Genomic DNA, 22,570 nt, shown 5'->3' with positions numbered 1-22,570 from the left:
GAATGCGTCATTCCCGGCGGGCGGGGGCAGTGTGCCGCAGCGCTCGCTGAGCGCGGATACGGCAAGAGGCGATCCCCCGTGAAGGGGACCGCCTCCCAGTCTACCGTTCTGCGCGCCGGAACGCGCGGACCGCCAGTGCTAGCGGCGGAGGCCGAGACGGCGGATGAGCGAGCGGTAGCGCTCGATGTCCGTGTCGGCGAGGTAGGTGAGCATGCGCTTGCGGCGGCCGACCATCGCCATGAGGCCACGGCGGGTGTGGTGGTCGTGCTTGTGCATCTTGAGGTGCTCGGTGAGGTCCTTGATGCGGCGGGACAGGACAGCGATCTGGACCTCGGGCGAGCCCGTGTCACCCTCGTGGGTGGCGTATTCCTGGATGATCTGCTGCTTGACGGCTGCGTCGAGTGCCATGTGAACTCCTTGGGTTGTGCCGTGAGGCCCGCCCGGAAGATCTCGCGAGACGGGGGCGCCGCTGGAGAACAGCGACGGCGCCCAGCAGCCACGGACCGCAGCCAGACGCGTCCGCCAGTCTATCAGCCGGGAACGCGCGCGGCCTACTCGCCGGACGGGGCTCCCGTGGCCACGGTTCCGGTCTGGCCCGTGCTCACGCTCGCCGGGAAGCCGAGGAGGTCCGTGGCGCGCTCCACGTCCTCCGAGATCTGCTCCACGAGCTGCTCCACGCCCTTGAACGCGACCATCCCGCGCAGCCGGTGCACGAACTCCACGGAAACCGTCTGTCCGTACAGGTTGAAGCTCTCGACGGGCTCCTTCTCCGGCCGTCCGAGGACGTGCGCCTCGACGGTGGTGCGGGTGACGCCGTCGAACGTCGGGTTCTTGCCCACCGAGATGGCGGCCGGCCAGCGGACACCCGACTCGTCGGTGAGCCACCCCGCGTAGACGCCCTCCGCGGGGACGAGCCCGTGGGAGTCCGGGGACAGGTTGGCTGTGGGGAAGCCGAGCTCGCGCCCGCGCTGGAAGCCGCGGACCACCTCGCCGCGGACCTTGTGCGGGGTGCCGATGATCTCGGCGGCCCGCTCCACGTTGCCGACCGCAAGCAGCGAGCGGATCCACGTGGAGGAGCAGCGGCGGCCGGCCTCGCCGTCGTTCGCCTCGAACTCGTCCACCACGACGACCTCGAAGCCGTTCTCCTCCCCCGCCCTCTGCAGAGTGGAGACGTCGCCGCTGTTCCCCTTGCCGAAGCGGGTGTCCGGCCCGACGACGACGCAGCTCGCGTCCAGCGCCTCCACGAACGCGCGGCGGATGAAGTCCTCCGGCTGCTGAGCGGCGAACTCGAGCGAGTAGGCGATGACGACGACGGCGTCGAGGCCCATCGCGTCGAGGGCCTCGAGACGGTCCTCGAGGCTCATGATCTCGGGGTGCTCGTCCTCGGGGCGGTGCACGGTGGCCGGATGCGGGTCGAACGTCACGGCCACGGACACCGCTCCTGTGGACTCGGCGCGCTCCAGAACGGTCTGGAGGACGCGCTGGTGGCCGCGGTGGACGCCGTCGAAGTTGCCGAGGGTGACGACGCTCGGCCCGAAGCCCTCCGGCACAGACTCAAGCCCTTCGAAGTACTGCACTTCGCTCCTCGTCTCGGCGTTGTTCGACCTCCGACACCTTATCGCACGGACAGGCGGCAGCCGGGCGGCGCAAGGAGGCGCTCATGCGGCTCGGCACGGTCCGGGCGGGCCGGCTGGGCACGGTCCGGGCGGGCCGGCTGGGCACGCGCCGAGGCCAGCCGGCAGTCAGGAGCGGAGCACCTTGTCCATGGCCTTGCCGCGGGCGATCTCGTCCACGAGCTTGTCCAGGTACCGGATCTTCTGCATGAGCGGGTCCTCGACGCTCTCCACGCGGACCCCGCACACCACGCCGGTGATGAGCTCGGCGTTGGGATTGAGGTCTGCGGCGGCGAAGAAGTCCTCGAAGGTGGTCCCCTCATCGAGATGCTGCTGGAGCTGGGCGTCGGTGAAGCCGGTGAGCCAGCACATGGCCTCGCGCACCTCGGCCTCCGTGCGGCCCTTCTTCTCCGCCTTGGCCGCATAGTGCGGATAGACGGACGCGACGCTCGTGGTGAAGATGCGGCTCATGCCTCCCAGTCTAGAGAGGCCTGCGGTCAGCAGCCCGGCGCACTCGTCACGAGAGCTCCAGGACGGAGTCGCAGCGCGCGGCCAGGTCCAGATCATGCGTGGCGATGGCGAGCGCAGCCCCCTCCCTGACCCGCTCGAAGAGCAGTCCGGCGATGGCCTCGCGGTTGTCCTCGTCCAGGGAGGCCGTGGGCTCGTCGGCCAGGATGACGTCTCCCCGTTTGAAGACCGCCCGGGCGATGCCCACGCGCTGCCGCTCGCCGCCGCTCAGCGTCGAGACCCGGTCCTTCTCCCGGCCCTCCAGGCCCACGGCCGCGAGCGCCGCGCGCACTCCCGCCCGGTGTGGCGCGGCGCCGCGCCACACGGAGAGGGCGTGGAGGGCGACGTTGTACGCCACGGTCTCGTCCTCCACAAGCCCGTAGTCCTGGGCGATGAACGCCATGTGGTCCCGCCAGAACCTCCTCCTCTGCCCGTCCTTCCAACGGTGGGCCGGCGCATCGCCCACGGTGATGCTCCCGCCGCTGACGGGCTGCAGGAGGCCGAGGGCGTTGAGGAGAGTGGTCTTCCCGGCGCCGCTCGCACCAACGAGGGCAAGCGACCGGCCCGGCGCGAGCTCCGCGCTCACTCCGGTGATGATGGCGCGCCCGGCGACCGTGATGGAGACGTCTCGGGCGACGACGGCTGTTCCCGTGCTCATGGTGTGACTCCGATTTCTGCGCGAGGCGGAAGCCCGCCTGGGTGTGGTGGCGTGGATGCGGGGGCCGCCCTCCGGCGTGCGGCTCACGACCGCCTCCGAGCTGAGCCCTCGAAGACGGCGCGAGAGGCAGCGAACAGCGATGCGCCGCTGACGAGGACGAAGAGCGGCACCGCTCCGAGCGCCCACAGGCCCGACGTGCCGGAGAAGGCGAGCCCGGCGAGCGCCACGCCCGCGGAGAGGATCACCGCGACGGCGGACTCCCCCACAACGCGCCTGGCCAGGATCTTCGCCCACGCCCAGCCGGCGCGACGCTGGGCGGCGATCCGCTGCGCTCGAACGGCCGCGCAGGTCCACGCCGAGATCCCTGCCGAGAAGACGAGCGCGACGAGGGCGAGCAGCAGGCCGATGACGTTCATCCACGCTGTCTGTGCGTGTCTGCGGCTCTCCGCCAGAGCGGTGTCCGCCACCCGGTCCACGGAGAGGACGATCGGGGCGGCCTCGCTCGCCGCCACTCGCCGGCTGAGCTGCTCGCTCGGACCGAAGAGGACGTTTCCGGTTGTCATGAGGGAGACCAGGTGGCCGTCTTTGAAGGCCTCCGCTGCGGCGTCTGTCACGAGGATCAGCGGTTTCTCCAGGCGGCGGAGCGGCTTGTCCTGGTGCTCGATGACCGTGAACGCGCCCGCCTCCGCCGTGACGAGGGAGAACGGCCAGCCTGGCTTTTCGCCGTAGCCCACCGGACGGAGCCACAGCTCCGTCACGGCCTCGAGTTCAGCCTTGAGAGACGGCCCGATCCGGGTGTCTTCAACAGGCACAAGGCGGCCCCCTCCCCGCACCCCGGCCTGCTCTGCGTAGGCCCGGTTGACGATGACGACGGCGTCGAACCCGCTCGCCCCGAGCGGGGGCAGCTGTTCAGGATCCACCACCTGGCTGAAGAACAGGCCGCCCTCCCGCTCATGCTCCCGGGCGACTCGGGCCAGGGCCGGGTCCGTCACAGCGGCGTTTTCCAGGGAGCCCCGCACGCGCACCGAAGCGAAGTCGCCGAATCTGCTCCACTGGGCCAGGTCCCGTGAAGCTTCGAAGGCCCGGACAGTGGAATGCCCCACCGCCGGGAGCGAGGTCACCACAAGGAACAGGGAGGCCCACGCGACGGCCTGGGCGGCAAACCGATGTCCGGCGATGGACGGCCGCCGGGACGTCAGCTGCTTCACGGACGGCCAGGACGCGGCCGCCACCAGGATGTATGCCGCCACGACGAGCACGCCGAGGGCAGCGGCCGCCCCCATGGAGAGCAGGGCGTAGCCCCACAGCCAGGGCTCCCCTGCCGCTGGCACAGCGCAGAAGAGGCCGAGCGCCGTCCCGGCCACGAGAGGCGGGGCGACCGCCTTGAGAAGTGAGACTGTCTCCGTGGCGAGGACGGAGGCGCTTCGCACGCCCAGCTGGAGACGACACCTGCGGTCAGTCGATCGGGCGCAGGACCACATGAGAGCCAAGGCGAGGAGGAGCGCCCCGCTCGTCAGAGCCGGAACCCACGCCCCCGTGCTCACGAGCGCCATCTGGAGCACGAGTGCCGCGCTCTTCTCCGCGGTGAAGTCCACCTCGAGGTGGCGCGCCGCCGCCCAGTCTCTGAGCTCCGCAAAGGGAAGCCGGTCCCCGCGGATCAGGAAGGTCCCGTCGAGGCTGGCAGAGCCCAGCTGGTCCGGCCCCCTCCACGTGCCGTGAGTCCACGGGTCGGTATACGGCACCTCGGTCCCGAGATAGTCCGGGCGGCTGCCGAAGAGAACGAGGTCCTTTCCCGCATGGAAGTTCTCCGGGTTCGGGACCTCTTTGATGATGTCGACGCCCTGGTCTCGGGCGAAGGCATCCAAACCGGCGACGAGCTCGTCCTTGCTCAGCTGCGCGGCACCGACCTTGAACGAGAACCTGCCCTGAGACTGCGCTGGAAACGCCTCGTCCGCCGCGCGCACAGACAGGAACGAGAAGAGGCAGCACAGCAGACCGACCAGTGCCGCGATGACGCGCAGAGCTGTTTTCAGCACGTCCGGCTCGCCGTCTTCCGAGCTGACCGGACGTCTCCTGCGGGCGTCACTGTCACGTGCCCCTCCTTCGCCTTGAAGCGGATGTCGAAGGGGATCAGCTGCTGACGGTCAGCCGGTGGGTGGCCTCATTCCTATCACAGGCGTTGTCCGCCTGCATCTTCGTCTCAGCTGCCGTCAGCAGCCTGGCGCCGCACCCACCACAGGCCCAGCACCGGCAGGACGAGCGGGATGAAGAGGTAGCCGCGCCCGTAGACGGACCACACGGTGTCGTGCGGGAAGTCGCCGGGCGCCAGGAGGCTGAACGTGCCGATCACGAGCACGCCGAGGAGTTCCACCACGAGGGCCGCCGTCGCGATCTTCCGCCACCGCTCGCCGCGGCGGGCGAGCGCAACCGTGACCACGATGTACACGAGCCCCGCGACGAGGCTGAGGACGTACGCGAGCGGGGCCTCGCCGAACTTGGTCAGGATCTGGAAGAGGCCTCGGGCTGTGGCCGCGATGGCGAACACGGCATAGACCGCCACGAGCAGGCGACCGGGGCCGTGCCCGCCGTTTTCAGCGGCGGCATCTCGCCGGTTCGTCCGATCCAACCTGTCCGCCCGCTTCTCGCTCCGGCTCATCCGCCGAGCCCTCCTCCGTACCAGATCTGGTTCATGCGGCCTGCCATGACGATGCCCACGAGCCCCACGGCCGCGAGGACGAGGTTGGACCAGCGGGTACGCTCCACGAGCGCCCACCACACGCCGCCCACCGGCAGCACAAGCGCCGTGAGCATGTACGCCCAGAGCTCGGGGACGCTGCCCTGCGGGTGGTCGCCCGCAGCGGGGCGCACCACGGCCGCCACGGCGTAGACGAGCGTCGCCAGGAGGACGAGGCCCGCCCCGCCCATCGTGACGTCATTCGGCCCGTGGTTCTTCAGCGCGAACCAGACGCCCGCCACGGTGCAGACAGCGCCCGCCGCGAAGACCACCCAGAAGTTCCAGTCCCACATCAGGCGCCGCCCGCCTTCCCGCTCTCGGCGGCCGCCTGCATCTCCTCGCCGGGGCGGAACACGACGAGCGACTTCACCGTGTCCCCGCGGTCCTCGACGATCGCCACGACACGGCCCTCGGGGTCCACGGCCGCCGTCGGGCCGTCCCATCCGGAGGAGGCGATCTTCCGTCCGAACCCGACCTCCACGGCCTCCTCGGCCGTCAGCTCGCGGTTCGGGAGCAGGGCCGCTGCGGCCTCGTCGAGATCGAGGACTCGGAAGTCCTCGGCGAGCTCGTCCAGGCTCGAGGCGTGCTCGAGCGTGTAGGGGCCCACCTCGGTGCGGCGCAGGGCGGTGAGGTGCGCGCCGACGTCGAGCGTCTCGCCGAGATCCCGCGCGAGGGCGCGGATGTACGTGCCGGAGGAGCAGCGGACGCGGACGTCCACGTCGATGGTCTTGCCGTCCGGGGCGCGGCGGAAGTCGAGGACGTCGAGCGAGAACACCGTGACGGGCCGCGGCTCGAGCTCCACGTTCTCGCCCTTGCGGACCATGTCATACGCTCGCTGGCCCTTGACCTTGATGGCGCTCACGGCGGACGGGATCTGCATGATCTCGCCGCGGAAGCGCCGAGCGGCCTCCTCGAAGGATTCCCGGGTCACGGCCGCGGCGATCCTCCGCTCGACGACCTCCGACTCCGCGTCGTCCGTCACCGTCGTCTCGCCGAGGCGCATCGTGGCGGTGTACTCCTTGCTCGTGCCCACGATGAACGTGAGCAGTCGCGTCGCCTTGTTGACGCCCACGATGAGCACGCCGGTGGCCATCGGGTCCAGCGTCCCCGCGTGACCTACCTTCCGGGTGCCCGCGAGGCGGCGCACCCGGGCCACGACGTCGTGGCTCGTCATGCCCTGGGGCTTGTCGACGACGACGAGGCCGTTCGCCGCGGGAGCAGCTCCCCCGCGCGGATGGCCGCCGTGTGAGGGGCGAGGCGTCACTTGGAGGCGTCCTCCTCGTCGTCCTCGTCCGCTGCGTACGGGTTCTCCCCGCCGGCGTACTGGGCGCCCTCGGCGAGCTTGGCGACCTCCGCGTCCCGCTCGCGGGCGGCGCGGAGCAGGTCCTCCACCTGCTGGGCGTTCTCCGGGACCTCGTCCGCCACGAGCGTCAGCGTCGGCGTGAGGCGCATGCGGATGTTGTCCCCGATGGCCTTGCGGAGCCGTCCGCGGTTGGCCTCGAGGGCGGCCACGGAGTTCGCCTTGGCCTCCTCGTCCCCGAAGACCGTGTAGTAGACGGTGGCGTGCTGGAGGTCGTTGGTGACCCGCGCGTCGGTGATGGTCACGAAGCCGAGGCGCTCGTCCTTGATGCGCGTCTCGAGAGCCCGCGCGACAACGGACTTGATGCGGTCGGCGAGCTTGGCTGCGCGTGCGGGATCTGCCATGGGAACCTCCGGTCGGCGTGGTGGGGGCCGCCCTCACCCGGACGGCCCGCCCTTAAGTCTAGGACGGCCCGGCCAGCGGGATGCTGGCCGGGCCGTGCGCTCCGCGAATGCTAGTCGCGGGGCTTCTCGCGCATCTCGAACGTCTCGATGATGTCGCCTTCCTTGATGTCGTTGAAGGATCCGAGCCCGATACCGCACTCGTAGCCCTCGCGGACCTCGGTCGCGTCGTCCTTGAAGCGGCGCAGCGACTCGATGGCGAGGCCCTCTCCGACCACGCTGCCGTCCCGCACGAGGCGGGCCTTGGCGTTGCGGCGGATGATGCCGTCGCGGACGATCGAGCCGGCGATGTTGCCGAACTTCGAGGAGCGGAAGACCTCGCGGATCTCCGCCGTGCCGAGCTGGACCTCCTCGTACTCCGGCTTGAGCATGCCCTTGAGGGCCGCCTCGATCTCGTCGAGCGCCTGGTAGATGACGGAGTAGTAGCGCATGTCCACGCCCTCCTTGTCCGCCAGCTCCTGGACGCGCTCTGCCGGGCGCACGTTGAAGCCGATGATGATCGCGTTGTCCACCGTCGCCAGGTTCACGTCGTTCTGCGTGATGGCGCCGACGCCGCGGTGGATGACGCGCAGCTGGACCGAGTCGTCCACCTCGATCTTGAGGAGCGAGTCCTCGAGCGCCTCGACGGCACCGGAGACGTCGCCCTTGAGGATGAGGTTGAGGGTGTCGATCTTGCCCTCGGCCACAGCCTGGTCCAGGTCCTCGAGGCTGACGCGCTTGCGGCGCTTCGCCAGGAGCGCCGCACGGTCCGCGGCCTCGCGCTTCTCGGCGATCTGGCGGGCGGTGCGCTCGTCGTCGGTGACGATGAACGTGTCGCCGGCCCGCGGGACCGTGGAGAGGCCGAGCACCTGGACGGGACGCGACGGTCCGGCCTTCTTGACCTTCTCGCCGTTCTCGTCGAACATCGCGCGGACCTTGCCGTGGGCCACGCCCGCGACGATCGCGTCGCCGATGGCGAGCGTGCCCGACTGGACCAGCACCGTGGCGACGGAGCCGCGGCCCTTGTCCAGGTTCGCCTCGATCGCGATGCCTCGGGCGTCCTTGTCCGGGTTGGCCGTGAGCTCGAGCGCGGCGTCCGCCGTGAGGAGGACCGCCTCGAGGAGCTCGTCGATGCCCTGGTTCTGGAGCGCGGAGACCTCGACGAACATCGTGTCGCCGCCGTACTCCTCCGGCACCAGGCCGTACTCGGTGAGCTGGCCCTTGATCTTGTCCGGGTTGGCCCCGTCCTTGTCCACCTTGTTGACGGCGACGACGATCGGCACCTCGGCGGCCTGGGCGTGGTTGAGCGCCTCGACCGTCTGGGGCATGACGCCGTCGTCGGCCGCGACCACGAGGACCGCGATGTCCGTCACCTTGGCGCCGCGGGCGCGCATGGCCGTGAAGGCCTCGTGGCCCGGGGTGTCGATGAAGGTGATCTGGCGGTCGTCGCCCTCGTGCTCATGCCGCACCTGGTAGGCGCCGATGTGCTGGGTGATGCCTCCGTGCTCGCCCTCGATGACGTTGGACTTGCGGATCGCGTCGAGGAGGCGGGTCTTGCCGTGGTCCACGTGGCCCATGACCGTGACCACCGGGGGCCGCGGGAGACGGTCCTCGTCAGACTCGGCCTCGAGCTCGTCCTCGAGGTTGATGTCGAAGGACTCGAAGAGCTCGCGCTCCTCGTCCTCCGGCGAGACGACCTCGATCTTGTAGCCGAGCTCCTCGCCGAGGACCTCGAACGTGGCCTCGTCCAGCGACTGCGTGGCCGTGGCCATCTCGCCGAGGTGGAAGAGCACAGTGACGAGCGCCGCCGGGTTGGCGTTGATCTTCTCCGCGAAGTCCGTGGCCGAGGAGCCGCGGCGCAGGCGGATGACCGTCTCGCCGTTGCCGCGCGGGACGCTCACGCCGCCGAGCGACGGAGCGCTCATCTGCTCCAGCTCCTGCCGCTTGGCCCGCTTCGACTTGCGCTGCTTGCCGCGGCTCGGACCGCCCTTGCCGAAGGCTCCGGCCGTGCCGCCGCGGCCTCGGCCGCCGCCGCCCGGACGGAAGCCGCCGCCGGGACCGCCCGGACGGCCGGGACCGCCGCCGGGACGGCCAGGACGGCCGCCGCCGGACGGTGCGGGACGCTCGACGCTCTTGGGCATCATGTTCGGGTTCGGGCGCGGTGCGCCGGGACGGGGGCCGCCCTGACCGGCCTGGCCCGGACGCGGTGCGCCGGTGCGGGGCGCGCCCGGACGGGGACCGCCCTGACCGGCCTGGCCGGGCCGCGGTGCGGCCGTGCGGCCGTCCCGCGGAGGACGGGGTGCGCCCGGACGCGGACCGCCCTGGCCAGCCTGGCCGTCGCGGCCTGCCGGACGCGGCATGCCCTGGCTCGTGGCGAACGGGTTGTTGCCCGGACGCGGTGCACCGGGGCGCGGACCGCCGCTGCGGCTGCCCTGGCCCTGCTGGGCGCCGGGGCGGGGCGAGCGGGAGCCCTGTCCCACACCGAACGGGTTGTTGCCCGGACGGGGGCCCGGGCTCGGCGCACGGCCGGGCGTGGGGCGCGCGCCCTGCCCCTGCTGGGAGGGCTTGGGCGCCGAGGACTGAGCCGGTGCCTGAGGCGCGGGCTTCTCCGACGCGGCCGGAGCGCTCGCAGCAGGGTCAGAGGCCTTCTGCGCGGACGCGGGTGCGGCCTTGCCGGCCGTGGCCGGCGTGGCCTGCCCCGGCTTGGGACCGGGCGTGGGTGCGCCGGCGGACGAGGCGGCCGGCTTCTTGGCGGCGCCTGCGGACTGCTTGCCCGCGCCCGGCTTGGCGGAGGACTCCCCCGCCTTGGCCGCGCTCGGCTGGGAGCCGGACTGCGCGGAGCCGGACTGGGCAGAGCCGCCCTGCTTCGGCGCGGCGGACTCAGCGGGCTTGGCGGCGCCGCCCTTGTCCGCGTACGCGCCGCGGAGCTTCTTCACCACGGGGGGCTCCACCGTGGAGGATGCGGAGCGGACGAACTCGCCCATCTCCTTCAATTTGTCGAGAGCCTCTTTCGAGGTGATGTTGAGCTCTTTCGCGAGCTCGTGAACGCGGACCTTAGCCACTCTTCTCCTGTCTGGCCCGAGCCGGACAGGTTCGGGCCGTTAGTCTTCGCTGTTCACCGCCCCGAGACGAGGCGTGACGCAGCAGTTGAAAGCGCAGAATGTGAACTTCATCGTGAAGCACTCATCGCTTGTTGCTCATCGGGTGTCCATTGGAGTCAGACCCGCTTTCATGCTGGATTCACGGACATGTTCGTCAAGGTGGAAAGCCACTCCGACAACGGGGCGTCGTCAACGCCCCGACGGAAAGCTCGGTGAGCGGCCTTCCGCTTCAGTGCCGCCGAGACGCACGCGGGATCCCGGTGGATCCACGCTCCCCGGCCGGGGAGCGCCGCGCGAGGGTCGACGACGACGCTCGGCACGTCACCGTGCTGTTCGAGCGCCAGGCGCACCAGGGCCGAGCGGTCAGAGACCGAGCGGCACCCGATGCAGGTTCTCTGCGGCGTGCTGCGCTGTGTCCGGACGGAAGCCTCGGCTTCCGGGCCCGGGCTCACACTGCCGCCGCGAGAAAGGGTCACCCTTCATCCTAACGCGAGACGGCCGCCGCGCACGCCAGAGGGGCGTCCGGGGCCTGTCCCGACGCACCGGAGGGCTCAGCCCTCCTGGGCGGGCGCGGCCTTGGACTCCGGCTTGATGTCGATCCGCCAGCCGGTCAGCTTCGCCGCGAGGCGGGCGTTCTGCCCCTCCTTGCCGATGGCGAGGGAGAGCTGGTTGTCCGGGACGACGACGCGGGCGGCCTTGAGCCCCTCGTCGAGCACGGTGACACTCGTCACCTTGGAGGGGCTGAGGGCGTTCGCGATGAAGGTCCGGGGGTCTTTGTCGAAGTCGACGATGTCGATCTTCTCGTCGTTGAGCTCGTTGGTCACAGCCCGAACGCGCGTGCCCATCTCGCCGATGCACGCGCCCTTGGCGTTGATGCCGGGCGCCGTGGCCGCCACGGCGATCTTGGAGCGGTGGCCGGCCTCGCGGGCCAGGGCGACGATCTCCACATGGCCGGCGAGGATCTCGGGGACCTCGAGCTCGAAGAGCTTCTTGACGAGCCCGGGGTGAGTCCGGGAAAGGGTCACCTGCGGCCCCTTGAAGCCCCGCTCCACGCGGACCACGAAGGAGCGCAGACGGCGCCCGTGCTCGTACTTCTCCCCCGGCGCCTGCTCGCTCGGCGGCAGAGCGGCCTCGAGGGTCCCGAGGTCCACGAGCACCACACGCGGGTCCCGGCCCTGCTGGATGATGCCGGAGAGGATCTCCCCCTCCTTGTCCTTGAAGGAGCCGAGGATGTTGTCGTCCTCCGCGTCCCGCAGACGCTGCTGGATGACCTGCCGCGCCGTCGAGGCGGCGATCCGGCCGAAGCCGTTCGGGGTGTCGTCGAACTCCCCGATGACGGTCCCGTCCTCCTCGACCTCCGGGGCCCAGATGGTGACCTTGCCGCTCGAGCGGTCCAGCTCGGCGCGCGAGCGCGAGATGGCGCCGGGCGACTTCTGGTAGGCCATGAGGACGGCCTGCTCGATCGCCGGGATGATCTTCTCGAGCGGGATGTCCCGCTCCGTCTCGAGCATGCGCAGAGCGCTCATGTCGATGTCCATGTCAGGCCTCCTCAGCCTCGGTGCGGGCGTCACGGGCCGAGAGCTCGACGTCGACTCGGGCCTGCGCGATGTCTGTGAACGGAATGGAGACAGGGTCCGCCGGCTTCGGCGTGACCCCCTTCTTGGCGGGGAGCTCGCCCTGCAGCGTGAGAGAGTCCTCTCCGAGCTCGAGCAGGCGGCCCTTCGCGGACTCCTTGCCGTGGCGCTTCACGGTGAGCCAGCGGCCGATGTTCCGCTCGAGATGGCGGCGGCGGGTCAGGGGGCGGGACGCTCCGGGCGTGGAGACCTCCAGCTCGTACGGCTCCTCCCCCATGGCGTCCGAGGCGTCCAGCGCCGCGGAGACCGGCTGCGAGATCTCTGCAATGGCGTCCAGGTCCAGAGCTGTCCCGGTGGACTGGGCGCGCTCGATGAGGATCTGGACGCTCCGGTGCGGTCCTGAGTCTCGGACCACGACGTCCTCGAGAACGGCCCCGCCGTCCTGGACGGCGGAGCGAACAGCCTCGGCGACGGCCTCCTCAGCGGGCGTGAGGGTTCGCTCGTCTTCAGCAGCCCCGATGACGATCAGGTCTCCTGCGGACTCGTCGGCGTTCGGCACTGTTCGCCTCCATTCAGTTGTTCGCGTCCGGCAGCGCTCGCCGGCTGGTGCACGTACCCAAGAGTACCCACCTCACCTTGTGCCGTCCTGTGCATCCGCCCTCGGCTGAGCGGCCCGGCCCGCACCAGGCCGCGCCGGCCGGACGGCCCCGGCCCCTGGGAAAACGCCATGGGACAATGAGCGGCATGACCTCTGAACGCCGTCGCCCCCGCCCCTCGGGAGCCGCCGCGGCGCGCACGGACCGCCGTCCGCCGCGGCGAGCCGTGCTCGTGGGAGCGGCCGCCCTGCCCTTCGCCCTCGCCACCGGAGGGGCGTGGTGGACCACGGAGACGACGGCGCGGCACCGCGCGGAGGACCAGAGCGAGTCGGCGAGCGAGCGGGCCGCACGCGAGCTGCACGCAGTGCTGACGCGTCTGGAGCACGAGGATCCCGCCCTCAAGTCCAAGGCGGACCGGCTCGCCCGGGCTCTGGGCGTCCCCCAGCCCTCGCCGCAGTCCGGGGCGGCCGAGGACCAGCCCGCGACTCCGAGCCCGACCGCCGCCCAGCGCTCGGCCGCCGACGGCGCCGCGCAGGTGCTGCGCGAGTCCGCCGGACACGCGGAGGCCAGGGGTCGGGCCTGGCAGTGGCTCCTCGTGCTCTCGGCGCTGGAGCGGCCGAACCGGGACGCGGCCCGTTTGGCTGGGCTCACGGCAGACCGCCCTCTCAGCGCGGCGGACCAGGCCCGGAGCGCCTCCTCCTTCGCGGCGGCGGCCCGCGCTGCGGACACGGCCGCGGCGGCCTGGACCGTCGTCGCCGCCCAGGGAGCAGACGGCCAGGGCGCAGGAGGGCCGAAGGAGTCTGCCGAGGAGCAGCGGACCGCCTGGGGCGCCGCAGCCCGCGCCGTCCGAGCGGCGAACCCGGGGACGCCTCCGGCGGATCTGGCCCGCCCGCCCGGGGGCGCGGCGGACGCCGCCGCGGCCGCGAAGGCCTCCGACGATGCCGTGCGGGCGCTCGTGGCCTCCGCCGCAGACTGGCCGTCCCCGGCGCCGGAGAAGCTGGTGAAGGCAGCGCTCGCCGCTGTCAGGGAATTCCAAGCGCAGTGACGGCAACCTAACGGCCTGAAGCCCCGCGGAACGCCTTGTTTCTGCGGTGGGGACACGGTAGACAAGAGATGAAGCAAGCCTTCGACTAAAGCGACATACATCGCGGTCTCTGCGCCTCGGAACCCCTCCGAACGCGCTGATCGCACATCAAGGAGAGTGTCCCCCAGTGTCCAAGATTGATGCGAAGTCCCTGTTCACGAAGACCGTGTTCGACATCGACGGCAAGAAGGTCGACGACGTCCAGCAGGTCTTCGCCAACGACAACACCGGCGATGCCACCTGGGTGACGGTGGTCACCAAGGGCGCTCGCAACCGCGAGGTCTTCATCCCCCTGGACGACGTCCGCGTCGAGGGCGAGTCCATCCACGCCCCGTACTCGACGGACTCCATCACGAACTCCCCAACGATGACGAACGACAAGTCCCTCACCGCTGAGGAAGAGGAGAAGCTCCGCAGCTACTACGCGGGCGTGCGCGGCAAGAAGGGCTCCGAGGCCGGCAAGTCCGGCCGCGCGAACGGCGTGGGCGAGGCTCGGGACGGCCAGGACGCCGCCCGGACCGCGGATCACCCGCATGACGCCGCAGGCCTGTCCGCCACCTCGGACGGCGGCTCCAGCCTCGGCAAGGGCGCCGCTCTCGGAACCGGTGCCGCAGCCGGTGCCGGCGGAGCGAAGGGCGCCTCCGAGGGCACCCCGAGCGTGGGCGGCCAGGGCCGCCGCCCGGGCGCCGACGACACGCTGGCCGGCCGCGAGGCCGCCGGAGCCGCGCCGATGCAGGCCCGCGACGCGGACCTCACCCCGGACGAAGTGGGCCACCGCGCCCCGAGCTCCGGCGACTCCCACGTCACCGGCGCCCCGGCCACGAACAAGGCTGAGGCGCGTCCGACGACGGAGAGCGGCTTCCTCGCCGACCAGGACCGTCAGTCCGGACTCGGCTCGGGCGAGCGCCAGAGCGGCGCCTCCGGGGCCGCGGCAGGCGCCGGCGTCGCCGGTGCTGGAGCTGCGGGCGCGGGCATCGCCGCCGCAGGCCGCCACGAGGGCACGGGCCAGTCCGCTGCCGGCCGCACCGCAGGCGCGGAGGCCGGCGGCCCGCTCGTCGCGGACCACAACGCCGAGCAGAAGGCCGACCACAGCCCGAGCGCTGCAGGCGTCCAGCCCGCCCCGACCGCTGGCCAGCGGGCCAACGAGAAGGCCCAGGACGCCAAGGTCACGGCCCAGCACAAGGCCGAGCAGACCAAGGCCGCGGCTCAGGAGAAGGCCGAGCAGGCCAAGGCCGTCGCCCAGGACAAGACGGAGCAGGCCAAGGCCACGGCTCAGGCCAAGGTCGCCGAGGCCAAGGAGCGCCTCGCTCCCGTGGCCGAGGACTACAAGAACTACGCGACCGGCTTCTGGGGCCGCCTGAAGTCGTTCGCCCGCCAGGAGGTCCAGAACTTCAAGGAGAAGCGCTAAGACCTGACGGCCGGACGGCCCTGGCAGCGTTGAGGCCCCGCACCCCGACAGGGTGCGGGGCCTCTTCTCTGCGCGGACCCGGGGCAGTGCCTCTGCGGCTGCACCGATCCGGGGCAGCGCCGTTCAGCCGCCGCGCGCGTACTGGAGGGTCAGGCTCACGAGCAGGGCGGAGACGACGACGATCATGACGATCCGCACAAAGCCCGATCCCCGCGCGAGCGCCGTCCTCGCCCCGATCCGGGCGCCGATCATGTTCCCGGCCGCAAGCGTCAGCCCGATCCCCCAGTGCACGGCGCCGGTGGGGATGAAGAGCAGCAGCGCCCCGACATTGGTGGCCCAGTTGAGGATCTTGGCGCGGGCGCTCGCGTTGAGGAAGGAGAAGCCCAGCCAGCCGACGAGGGCCATGACGAAGAAGGAGCCCGTGCCGGGCCCCAGCACGCCGTCGTAGAAGCCGATCCCGAGCGCGATGGCGAGTCCCCTCGCCGTCCGGCCCCGATGGCTGTGCCGCAGCGCCTCGACCTGCCCGAGGGAGGGCTTGAGCACCGTCACGAGCAGGACGGCGGCGAGGGCCGCGATGACAATCGGGGTGAAGAGCTGCTTCGGCAGCGAGCTCGCAACGAGCGCGCCCAGGACGGCCCCGGCGAGCGCCCCCGTCCCGAGGAGGGCCATCTGGCGCGGATCGGGCCTCACCCGCCGCGCATAGGTGGCTGCGCTCACGGTGGTGCCGAAGACGCTGCCCACCTTGTTGGTCGCCACCGCCTGGAGCGGGCTGAGCCCGGGCAGCATGAGCACCACGGGCAGCTGGATGAGCCCTCCGCCGCCGACAACGGCGTCCACCCACCCCGCAGCCAGTCCGGCCGCGAAGACGAGGGCGAGCAGCCACGGCGAGACGTCCCCGAAGAGCCCAGCCCCCAGGAACGCCTCCACGGGTCAGGCCTTGCGGAGGAGGTCCCGCACGGCGTCTGCGACCTGGGCGAGCTCCACCTCGGTCCGCTCACCGCTGCGGCGGTCCTTGACCTCGACCCGGCCGTCCTTGAAGGCGCGGCCCACGACCACGATGACCGGAACGCCGATGAGCTCGGCGTCGCCGAACTTCACGCCGGGCGAGACCTTGGGCCGATCGTCGAGCAGGACCTCGAGCCCTGCGCCCTCGAGATCGGCGGCGAGCGCGTCCGCCCCCTCGAGGATCTCGGCCTGCTTGCCGGCGGCGACGACGTGCACCTCGGCGGGCGCCACCTGAGCGGGCCAGACGAGGCCGTGCTCGTCATGGCTCTGCTCGGCGATGGCCGCGAGCGCGCGGGTCACGCCGATGCCGTAGGAGCCCATGGTCACCGTCACGAGCTTGCCGTTCTCGTCCAGTACCTTGAGCCCGAGCGACTCGGCGTACTTGCGGCCGAGCTGGAAGATGTGGCCCATCTCCATGCCGCGGGCGATCTCGAGCGGCCCGGAACCGTCCGGCGCCTCGTCCCCCGCGAGGACCTGGGCGCACTCCACGAAGCCGTCGGCCTGGAAGTCGCGTCCCGCCACGAGCCCGAGCACGTGCCTCTGCTTGGCGTTGGCGCCCGTCACCCACGTGGTGCCCTCCACGACGCGGGGGTCGAGGAAGTACGGGATGCCCGTGCTGCCCTTGCTGCCGAGCACCGGCGCGTCGAGGGACTCGCCCGGGCCGATGTAGCCCTTGACGAGGAGCGGGTGCTTGGCGAGGTCCGCGTCCGTGGCCGGCTCGACGTCCGGCTCGCCGGCCAGCCCGAGCACGGCTCCGATGCCGGCCTCGATGCGCTTGAGGTCCGCCTCCCGGTCCCCCGGGATGCCGACGACGACGAGCTGGCGCTCTCCGTCCGGGCCCGTGACGGCGAGGACCACGTTCTTGAGGGTGTCCGCGGCGGTCCATTCGCGTGCGGCCTGCGGGTACTCGTCGTTGACGAAGTCCACGAGCGTGGAGATCGTCGGCGAGTCCGGGGTGTCCACCACCTGGGCGGGCGGGGCGCTGGAGAAGTCCTTCTTCTCCGGAACCACGGTGGTCACGGCCTCGACGTTGGCCGCGTAGCCGCCGGCGGAGCGGACGAACGTGTCCTCGCCGACCTCGGACGGGTGGAGGAACTCCTCCGACTTCGAGCCGCCCATGGCGCCGGCCGTGGCGAACACCGGGATGACCTCGAGGCCCAGGCGCTCGAAGATCTTGAGGTACGCCTCCCGGTGCTTGGCGTAGGAGGCGTCGAGGCCCTCGTCCGTCGTGTCGAACGAGTAGGAGTCCTTCATGATGAACTCGCGGCCGCGGAGCAGGCCCGCCCGGGGACGCGCCTCGTCCCGGTACTTGGTCTGGATCTGGTAGAGCGTGACCGGGAGGTCCTTGTAGGACGAGTAGAGGTCCTTGACGAGAAGCGTGAACATCTCCTCGTGCGTGGGGGCGAGCAGGTAGTCCGCGTCCTTGCGGTCCTTGAGCCGGAAGAGGTTCTCCCCGTACTCCTCCCAGCGGCCGGTGGCCTCGTACGGCTCGCGCGGCAGCAGGGCCGGGAAGTGGACCTCCTGGCCGCCCATCGCGTTCATCTCCTCGCGGACGATCCGCTCCACCTTGCCGAGGACGGCGAGGCCGAGCGGCAGCCACGAGTAGATGCCCGGAGCAGCGCGGCGGATGTATCCGGCGCGGACGAGGAGCTTGTGGCTCATGACCTCGGCGTCAACCGGGTCCTCGCGGAGCGTGCGGAGGAAGAGGCTGGACATCTTGAGGACCACGGGCAACACCTTTGCTCGGACGGACGTGCTGGGCGGGCCGGAGCTGTGCGGCGGCTCGCGCGTCCCTCCAATCTAGCAAGAGTCCGGGGCTCCCCCGGGAGTCCGGCCCGGCCCCTCAGAGCATGACGGTGGCGTAGGTCCCCGCCTGCTCGAACCCGGCTCGGGCGTAGGCCGCGAGAGCCCGGTAGTTGTACCCGTTGACGTAGAGGGAGACGGACTCGCTCCGCTGGAGGACCTGCCCGGCGAGCGCCCGCATGTACGGGGCGGAGAGCCCCCGCCCCCTCATCCGGGGGTTGAGCCAGACGCCCTGAACCGCGGCCGTCTGGCGTGACAGGGAGGAGAGCTCCGCCTTGAAGAGGACCTCGCCGTGCTCGATCCTCGCGTAGGTCCGGCCGAGCGCCATGAGCTGGTCCACGCGGGCCTGGTAGGCGCGGGCGTCGGGGACGTACCTGCGTCCTCCCCTGACGGACGGCTCCACGGGCGAGTGGCCCACCTCCTCGGTGAACATCGCGATGCTCGCCCGCAGGATCTCGTCTGCGTTCTCCGGGCGGGCCAGACCCAGCTCGGGCAGCGGCTCCTCCCAGGAGACGGCCGTCTCCTCGAACCGCTCCCGGGTCAGGACCATGAGCGGCTGATGGGCGCGCGTCTCCACGGGGGTGACGCCGTGGATCTGCAGCTGCTCCGCCACCGCGAGCACAGGCCGAGCCGGACCGTACACCGAGGCCGGGCGAAGGGAGCTCTCCCGGTAGAGCCGGTCCACGAGCAGCCGGGCCGCTCCGCGCACCTCGTCCCAGGGGCCGTGCGGAAACAGGTTGACCCCCATGAAGGCCACGCCGCCCAGCTCCTCCTGTCCGCGGGCGCCGGTGATGAGGCCGTAGAACCGGGCGTCCTGCGCGGTGCGGCCGGCGTGGCCCGCGGCCTCGAGACGGTCCCGGAGAAAGGCCGCGCTCACGGCGTGGCGGTCCAGATAGGAGCTGAGCAGGGCCGTGTCCTCCCGTCCCAGCTCGCGCACTCGGGCGGTCCGGGCCGGACGGGGGAACGGCACGCCGGACCTAGGAGACCGAGACGCTGGGGCTGCCGGCCTCGACGTCCTCGCCCATCTCCTCGGCGATGCGCATGGCCTCGTCGATGAGCGTCTCCACGATCTGGTCCTCGGGGACGGTCTTGATGACCTCGCCCTTGACGAAGATCTGGCCCTTGCCGTTGCCGGAGGCCACGCCGAGGTCAGCCTCGCGCGCCTCGCCCGGGCCGTTGACCACGCAGCCCATGACGGCCACGCGGAGCGGGACCTCCATGCCCTCGAGGCCGGCGGTCACCTCGTCCGCGAGCTTGTAGACGTCCACCTGGGCGCGGCCGCAGGAGGGGCAGGAGACGATCTCGAGCTTGCGCTCGCGCAGGTTGAGCGACTGCAGGATCTGGAGGCCGACCTTGACCTCCTCCGCGGGCGGGGCGGAGAGGGAGACGCGGATGGTGTCCCCGATGCCCCGGGAGAGGAGCGCGCCGAAGGCCGTGGCGGACTTGATGGTGCCCTGGAAGGCCGGGCCAGCCTCTGTGACGCCGAGGTGCAGGGGCCAGTCCCCCCGCTCCGCGAGGAGCTCGTAGGCCCGGACCATGACCACAGGATCGTTGTGCTTGACCGAGATCTTGAAGTCGTGGAAGTCGTGCTCCTCGAAGAGCGAGGCCTCCCACACCGCGGACTCCACGAGGGCCTCGGGGGTGGCCTTCCCGTACTTCTCCATGATCCGCTTGTCCAGCGAGCCGGCGTTGACGCCGATGCGGATGGAGACCCCGGCGTCCTTGGCCGCCTTGGAGATCTCCTTGACCTGGTCGTCGAACTTCCGGATGTTGCCCGGGTTGACGCGCACGCCCGCGCAGCCCGCGTCGATGGCCTGGAAGACGTACTTCGGCTGGAAGTGGATGTCCGCGATGACCGGGATCTGGGACTTCTTGGCGATGACGGGCAGCGCCTCCGCGTCATCCTGCGAGGGGCAGGCCACGCGGACGATGTCGCACCCGGCCGCCGTGAGCTCGGCGATCTGCTGCAGAGTGCCGTTGATGTCCGTCGTCGCCGTCGTCGTCATGGACTGGACGCTCACGGGAGACTCGCTGCCGACGCCCACGCTGCCGACCCGGATCTGCCGGGTCTTGCGGCGCGGCGAGAGGGTGGGAGGCGGAGCGGAGGGCATTCCGAGGTTGACCGAGGTCATGTGGCGATTCTCCTGAAGGGGATTGGTCGTATGGGTTCTACAGTAGTCCGGCGCGCTGGGCGCTGACAGGGAGCGGAGCCCCGCGGGTCATCTCAGCGAGACCGGATGGAAGAGGTCCGCGTAGATGAGCAGGATGCTCATGAGTCCGAAGACCCCGAACACGGCGACGGACAGGGGCGCGAGGCGGGCGGTGTCGAAGGGACGGGGCTCCGCCTTCCCGCGCAGCCGGGCCCAGAGACGGCGGACGCCGTCCCACAGGGCCGCGGCGATGTTGCCGCCGTCCAGCGGGGTGAGCGGGATGAGGTTGAAGACGAACAGCGCGATGTTGAGGCTGCCGAGGATGAGCAGCACCGAGGCGATCTTCGACTTCCAGGGGATCTCCGAGTCCGCGGTGATCTCGCCGCCGATCCGCCCGACGCCGACGACGCTCATGGGACCGTTCGGGTCCCTCTCCTCGAGGCCGAGCGTGACCTTGCCCACCTGGTAGAGCCGCTGCGGCAGGTGGAGGACCACGTTGGCCACCGAGGTGATGTTCTGGCCGGTGAGGCTGAGCGCCTCCCCGAACGTGCCCGGGGTGACCTCCTGCACGGGCGCCACGCCGATGAATCCGACCTCGCTCGTCTTCACCTTGCCGCTCGCGTCCGTGGCCGGCTTGCCGAGGGCGTCCGCCTCGGGCCGCTGGGTGCGGATGGGCGTGACCGAGAGGCTCAGCCGCTTCCCGTCCCGCTCGACGACGATCGGCACCGTGCGGCCCGCCGCGTCGCGGATGGACTGCTGCGCGGACGCCCAGTCCCCTGCCGCGTGCCCGTCGAAGGAGACGATCCGGTCCCCCGCCTTGAGGCCGGCCTGGAGGGCCGGGGTCTTGGCGTCCTTCGCGGTGCACTCCTGCCGGGCGCTCCCCTGGGCCGCCTCGCCGGTCTTGACGCACTGGGAGACGTAGCCGACCGTCGTCGTCGGCTTCGCGGTGCCGAACCCCATGACGACGGTGCTGATGAGCAGGAGGCCGAGCACGAGGTTGACGAGCGGCCCGCCGAGCATGACGACGACGCGCTTCCACACCGCCATCCGGTAGAAGAGGCGGTGCTCCTCGCCGGGGCGGACGTGCTCGAGGTCCCCGGCGCGCGTGTCCTCGACCATGCGGCCGAAGAGGGAGGTGGTGGCGGCGGGGACCGTGCCGTCCGGGTCCTCGGGACGCGGCGGGACCATGCCGACGATCTGGACGTAGCCCATGAGCGGGATCGCCTTGATGCCGAACTCGGTCTCGCCCCGCCGGAAGGACCACAGGGTGCGGCCCGCGCCGAAGAAGAACTGCGGGATGCGGGCGCCGAAGAGCTTGGCCGGGATGAAGTGGCCGAACTCGTGGAGCACCACCGAGACGAAGACGCCGAGCGCGATGAGGACGACGCCGAGGACGAAGAGAGCGACGCCCACTAGCGCACCTCCCCTGCCTCTGCGGAGCCGCCGATCCGGGCTCGGGCGAAGGCGCGGGCCTTCTCCTCGGCCGCGAGGACGTCCTCGAGGCTCGGGGCGGCGATGCCCTCGTGGCGGTCCAGGGCCGCTCTGACCACGTCGAGGATCTCCGGGAACGCGATGCGGCGCTCGTGGAAGGCGTCCACGGCCTCCTCGTTGGCCGCGTTGAAGACGGCGAGGTGGGTGCCGGAGGCGGCGCAGGCCTCCTTGGCGATGCGGACCGCGGGGAAGACGTCCTCGTCCAGCGGCTCGAAGTCCCAGCGGCTCGGAGCGGCGAACTCCGCGGGACGCGCCGCGCCGCGGACGCGGGCCGGCCACGCGAGGCCGAGCGCGATCGGCAGGCGCATGTCCGGCGGGCTCACCTGGGCGATCGTGGAGCCGTCGATGAACTCCACCATCGAGTGGACCATGGACTGCGGATGGACGGCGACGTCGATCCGCTCGAGCGGGACGTCGAAGAGATAGTGGGCCTCGATGACCTCGAGCGCCTTGTTGACCATGGAGGCGGAGTTGGTGGTGACCACGCGGCCCATGTCCCACGTGGGGTGCGCGAGGGCCTGCTCCGGGGTGACGCTCCGGAGCTCGGCCGCGCTCATCCCCCGGAAGGGCCCGCCGGACGCGGTGACGATGAGGCGCTCCACCTCCTCCGGCGCGCCCGAGCGCAGGGCCTGGGCGATGGCCGAGTGCTCCGAGTCCACGGGGACGATCTGGCCCTCTGCCGCGGCCTCCTTCACGATGCGGCCGCCGACGATGAGCGACTCCTTGTTGGCGAGCGCCAGCATGGACCCCGCCTCGAGCGCCGCCAGGGTAGGCCGCAGCCCGCGCGAGCCGGTCATGCCGTTGAGCACCACGTCCGCGCCCGACCCCGCGGCGGACGCCACCGCGTCCTCGCCGGTCTCGATCTGGGGCGCCTCCCGCACGCCGCGTTCCGCGAGCAGCCCGCGGAGCGCGTCCGCGGAGCCGCTGGCCACCGCGACGCGCTGCGGCCGGAACTCCGCGATCTGGTCCGCGAGCAGCTCCGGCTGGGACCCGCCGGCGGCCAGGACGTCCACGCGGAACGCGTCCGGGCTGCGCCGCACGATGTCCAGCGCCTGGGTGCCGATCGACCCGGTGGAGCCGAGCAGCGCGACGCTGCGCAGGCGACC

Annotated in this window: 21 protein-coding genes; 2 read left to right on the top strand and 19 right to left on the bottom strand. The window is 71.4% G+C overall.

Translation table 11 applies throughout. The features are described 5' to 3' along the window. Positions 1-138: 138 nt before the first annotated feature. From rpsO to rimP, 13 genes are all read right to left on the bottom strand, one after another. Positions 139-408: a 30S ribosomal protein S15 gene (rpsO, locus tag H9I38_RS04785; RefSeq protein WP_226337598.1), complete on the bottom strand. Its 270-nt coding sequence runs from the start codon at positions 406-408 to the stop codon at positions 139-141. 143 nt (positions 409-551) lie between these two features. Continuing rightward, entirely contained in the window at positions 552-1,577 is a 1,026-nt protein-coding gene (locus H9I38_RS04780; protein WP_226337597.1) for a bifunctional riboflavin kinase/FAD synthetase, read from the bottom strand. Between the two features lie 165 nt (positions 1,578-1,742). Beyond that, the gene (locus tag H9I38_RS04775) at positions 1,743-2,084 is read right to left on the bottom strand and encodes a DUF2200 domain-containing protein (RefSeq protein ID WP_226337596.1); all 342 of its coding nucleotides are present in this window, start codon (positions 2,082-2,084) and stop codon (positions 1,743-1,745) included. Positions 2,085-2,130: 46 nt separating this feature from the next. After that, positions 2,131-2,778 (bottom strand): ABC transporter ATP-binding protein, encoded by a 648-nt coding sequence (locus tag H9I38_RS04770; protein WP_226337595.1) that lies wholly within the window; start codon positions 2,776-2,778, stop codon positions 2,131-2,133. 83 nt (positions 2,779-2,861) lie between these two features. Next, positions 2,862-4,814, bottom strand: coding sequence for a hypothetical protein (locus tag H9I38_RS04765; RefSeq protein WP_226337594.1), 1,953 nt, complete (start codon positions 4,812-4,814; stop codon positions 2,862-2,864). Between the two features lie 164 nt (positions 4,815-4,978). After that, positions 4,979-5,434: a hypothetical protein gene (locus tag H9I38_RS04760; RefSeq protein WP_226337593.1), complete on the bottom strand. Its 456-nt coding sequence runs from the start codon at positions 5,432-5,434 to the stop codon at positions 4,979-4,981. Further along, positions 5,431-5,805, bottom strand: a complete 375-nt coding sequence (locus H9I38_RS04755; protein WP_226337592.1) for a hypothetical protein — start codon at positions 5,803-5,805, stop codon at positions 5,431-5,433. The genes H9I38_RS04760 and H9I38_RS04755 overlap by 4 nt, the downstream gene beginning before the upstream one ends. Beyond that, on the bottom strand, positions 5,805-6,686 hold the full coding sequence (gene truB / locus H9I38_RS04750) for a tRNA pseudouridine(55) synthase TruB (RefSeq protein WP_413463522.1): 882 nt from the start codon (positions 6,684-6,686) through the stop codon (positions 5,805-5,807). The genes H9I38_RS04755 and truB overlap by 1 nt, the downstream gene beginning before the upstream one ends. Before the next feature lie 86 nt (positions 6,687-6,772). Further along, positions 6,773-7,216, bottom strand: coding sequence for a 30S ribosome-binding factor RbfA (gene rbfA, locus H9I38_RS04745; RefSeq protein WP_226337590.1), 444 nt, complete (start codon positions 7,214-7,216; stop codon positions 6,773-6,775). 110 nt (positions 7,217-7,326) lie between these two features. After that, positions 7,327-10,314 carry a translation initiation factor IF-2 gene (infB, locus tag H9I38_RS04740; RefSeq protein ID WP_226337589.1) on the bottom strand — a complete coding sequence of 996 codons (2,988 nt, stop codon included), beginning with the start codon at positions 10,312-10,314 and terminating at the stop codon, positions 7,327-7,329. Between the two features lie 167 nt (positions 10,315-10,481). Further along, positions 10,482-10,805: a YlxR family protein gene (locus H9I38_RS04735; RefSeq protein ID WP_226337669.1), complete on the bottom strand. Its 324-nt coding sequence runs from the start codon at positions 10,803-10,805 to the stop codon at positions 10,482-10,484. Between the two features lie 99 nt (positions 10,806-10,904). Beyond that, the gene (gene nusA / locus H9I38_RS04730; RefSeq protein WP_226337588.1) at positions 10,905-11,891 is read right to left on the bottom strand and encodes a transcription termination factor NusA; all 987 of its coding nucleotides are present in this window, start codon (positions 11,889-11,891) and stop codon (positions 10,905-10,907) included. 1 nt (position 11,892) lies between these two features. After that, complete coding sequence (gene rimP, locus H9I38_RS04725) at positions 11,893-12,486, bottom strand: ribosome maturation factor RimP (protein ID WP_226337587.1); 594 nt, start codon at positions 12,484-12,486, stop codon at positions 11,893-11,895. A gap of 185 nt (positions 12,487-12,671) precedes the next feature. Between rimP and H9I38_RS04720 the strand changes: the two genes are divergently transcribed. Continuing rightward, entirely contained in the window at positions 12,672-13,568 is an 897-nt protein-coding gene (locus tag H9I38_RS04720; protein WP_226337586.1) for a hypothetical protein, read from the top strand. 166 nt (positions 13,569-13,734) lie between these two features. Then, positions 13,735-15,015, top strand: coding sequence for a PRC-barrel domain-containing protein (locus H9I38_RS04715; RefSeq protein WP_226337585.1), 1,281 nt, complete (start codon positions 13,735-13,737; stop codon positions 15,013-15,015). A 123-nt stretch (positions 15,016-15,138) separates the two neighbouring features. Here H9I38_RS04715 and H9I38_RS04710 read toward each other — a convergent pair whose 3' ends face one another. The 6 genes from H9I38_RS04710 to dxr form a co-directional block, all read right to left on the bottom strand. After that, positions 15,139-15,942 carry a TSUP family transporter gene (locus tag H9I38_RS04710; protein ID WP_226337584.1) on the bottom strand — a complete coding sequence of 268 codons (804 nt, stop codon included), beginning with the start codon at positions 15,940-15,942 and terminating at the stop codon, positions 15,139-15,141. A 3-nt stretch (positions 15,943-15,945) separates the two neighbouring features. Further along, positions 15,946-17,748: a proline--tRNA ligase gene (locus H9I38_RS04705; protein WP_226337583.1), complete on the bottom strand. Its 1,803-nt coding sequence runs from the start codon at positions 17,746-17,748 to the stop codon at positions 15,946-15,948. A gap of 115 nt (positions 17,749-17,863) precedes the next feature. Beyond that, the gene (locus tag H9I38_RS04700; RefSeq protein ID WP_226337582.1) at positions 17,864-18,793 is read right to left on the bottom strand and encodes a GNAT family N-acetyltransferase; all 930 of its coding nucleotides are present in this window, start codon (positions 18,791-18,793) and stop codon (positions 17,864-17,866) included. Between the two features lie 7 nt (positions 18,794-18,800). Then, positions 18,801-19,955, bottom strand: a complete 1,155-nt coding sequence (gene ispG / locus H9I38_RS04695) for a flavodoxin-dependent (E)-4-hydroxy-3-methylbut-2-enyl-diphosphate synthase (protein WP_226337581.1) — start codon at positions 19,953-19,955, stop codon at positions 18,801-18,803. An 87-nt stretch (positions 19,956-20,042) separates the two neighbouring features. Continuing rightward, complete coding sequence (locus H9I38_RS04690; RefSeq protein ID WP_226337580.1) at positions 20,043-21,386, bottom strand: M50 family metallopeptidase; 1,344 nt, start codon at positions 21,384-21,386, stop codon at positions 20,043-20,045. Beyond that, a complete protein-coding gene (gene dxr, locus H9I38_RS04685; protein ID WP_413463521.1) occupies positions 21,386-22,564 on the bottom strand; it encodes a 1-deoxy-D-xylulose-5-phosphate reductoisomerase in 1,179 nt (392 codons plus the stop codon). The genes H9I38_RS04690 and dxr overlap by 1 nt, the downstream gene beginning before the upstream one ends. Positions 22,565-22,570 lie beyond the last annotated feature (6 nt).

It is taken from the genome of Arthrobacter sp. UM1, from assembly GCF_020483305.1.
Taxonomy (GTDB): Bacteria; Actinomycetota; Actinomycetes; order Actinomycetales; family Micrococcaceae; genus Falsarthrobacter.
The sequence above is the reverse complement of the archived record's forward strand: the minus strand, read 5'-3'. Positions and strand labels throughout refer to the sequence as shown.

Coding starts and splice junctions, on each gene's coding strand:
- rpsO (WP_226337598.1), bottom strand. CDS start 408: ATGGCACTCGACGCAGCCGTCAAGCAGCAGATCATCCAGGAATACGCC.
- H9I38_RS04775 (WP_226337596.1), bottom strand. CDS start 2,084: ATGAGCCGCATCTTCACCACGAGCGTCGCGTCCGTCTATCCGCACTAT.
- H9I38_RS04770 (WP_226337595.1), bottom strand. CDS start 2,778: ATGAGCACGGGAACAGCCGTCGTCGCCCGAGACGTCTCCATCACGGTC.
- H9I38_RS04760 (WP_226337593.1), bottom strand. CDS start 5,434: ATGAGCCGGAGCGAGAAGCGGGCGGACAGGTTGGATCGGACGAACCGG.
- H9I38_RS04755 (WP_226337592.1), bottom strand. CDS start 5,805: ATGTGGGACTGGAACTTCTGGGTGGTCTTCGCGGCGGGCGCTGTCTGC.
- truB (WP_413463522.1), bottom strand. CDS start 6,686: ATGACGAGCCACGACGTCGTGGCCCGGGTGCGCCGCCTCGCGGGCACC.
- rbfA (WP_226337590.1), bottom strand. CDS start 7,216: ATGGCAGATCCCGCACGCGCAGCCAAGCTCGCCGACCGCATCAAGTCC.
- nusA (WP_226337588.1), bottom strand. CDS start 11,891: ATGGACATCGACATGAGCGCTCTGCGCATGCTCGAGACGGAGCGGGAC.
- H9I38_RS04720 (WP_226337586.1), top strand. CDS start 12,672: ATGACCTCTGAACGCCGTCGCCCCCGCCCCTCGGGAGCCGCCGCGGCG.
- ispG (WP_226337581.1), bottom strand. CDS start 19,955: ATGACCTCGGTCAACCTCGGAATGCCCTCCGCTCCGCCTCCCACCCTC.